Origin of the sequence: uncultured Leptotrichia sp. (assembly GCF_938036635.1) — a bacterium.
Lineage (GTDB): Bacteria > Fusobacteriota > Fusobacteriia > Fusobacteriales > Leptotrichiaceae > Leptotrichia > Leptotrichia hongkongensis.
In genome coordinates this window covers 1-1,258 of record NZ_CALHQO010000433.1, presented here as the reverse complement: position 1 = coordinate 1,258, position 1,258 = coordinate 1, and the positions used below count along the sequence as shown (strand labels likewise).

At 27.2% G+C, this 1,258-nt stretch carries 1 protein-coding gene; it reads right to left on the bottom strand.

Annotation, left to right across the window (positions count from 1 at the left end; genetic code table 11):
- Window positions 1-147: 147 nt before the first annotated feature.
- Window positions 148-1,258, bottom strand: a 1,111-nt coding sequence (locus Q0370_RS08655; RefSeq protein WP_299574684.1) for a hypothetical protein, incomplete at its 5' end; no start/stop codon positions are given.

The window sequence follows — 1,258 nt, the reverse complement described above, 5'->3', positions numbered from 1 at the left end:
TTTCCTAAAATAATTAATTGTTTAACATTATCTTTATTTGCCAATAAAACTCTCATCCTTTCTTTTATACAAACATCTTCTTGTATTAATTACTTTTTTAAGTCTCTAATCTTTTATATGGAAAAAAGTAAACATCCATTTCATTTCTTATAAAAAATATTGCTCTAGTTCAAATTTTTCAATTCCAACCTTAGTATTAATATATTCTTTCAAATTAGAATTTGCTCTAGCATTTCCAAATTCGTCAAAATATATATTCTCAATCTGATTGTCATCTTTCAACAATTGATAGATATTTTTACTAATACCCAATCGTAAAATATCAAGCTCTTTTTTATCAAATGTTCGATACAGAAAATAATTAAACTGTGCTTCCGTAATAATTTCAAATTCTTTTAATGTACCTAATAATAATGTTATCTCGTGTCCTATAAAATCTTCATCCGTTTGAATCTTTATAATTGCTAGATTGTATAGAAATTCCTCATCATTTGTGTGTTGCCGTAAATCCACATAAACTTGTGCTTGTCCAACATAAGATTCTGTTTCGTAAGAAACTTCTCCAAATTGTGGTCCTACATATACAAAATTACTTCCTTCTCTTTGCCCATTTAATATTTCCTGCCAATAATTATATAAATTATCAACCCTTTCATGTAATGTTTTAAAGGAAAAATTAAGAAAGTCTGTATAATAGTCAAGTGTAGCAGTATATCTAAGACGTTTAGAATTGTTAGTAGGAGAAAAATAGCTCTCATCCATTTGTCCGTTACTAAGAAAAGGCTCAAAGAAAATTTCTTTTATCTTATAAAGTAATTTTTCATATAGGTTCTCATTTCCATTAATTTTTGCAGAGTTTTCTATAACTAATTTTAGTTTCTCTATTCCAGTATCAGTATAGTTTATTATCTGCTGGGCACCAGCCTTGCTTATTCTAGTAAAAAAATCAGGATTATCATATTCTCGAAGGATCTTACTTTCATTTTCACGTATTTTTTCTGCACTCTCACTATTAGAAGAATTTTTCAAAATAGGATTTTTCACAAGATCAGTAGGTTTTCCTCTCAAACTTTCAATTTTCGTCTTTAACTTGCCTTTTCTATTTTGTTGTGGGTATTCATTCATTTCTACAAAATGAACAGGAATAAATATTTTTGAAAGTGATGTACCATTTTTAAAAATTTCATTTAATCTATTGACACGCCCAATTAAATTTTGCAAATCACTTTGATTCTTAAACCCTGATATATAAATAAGA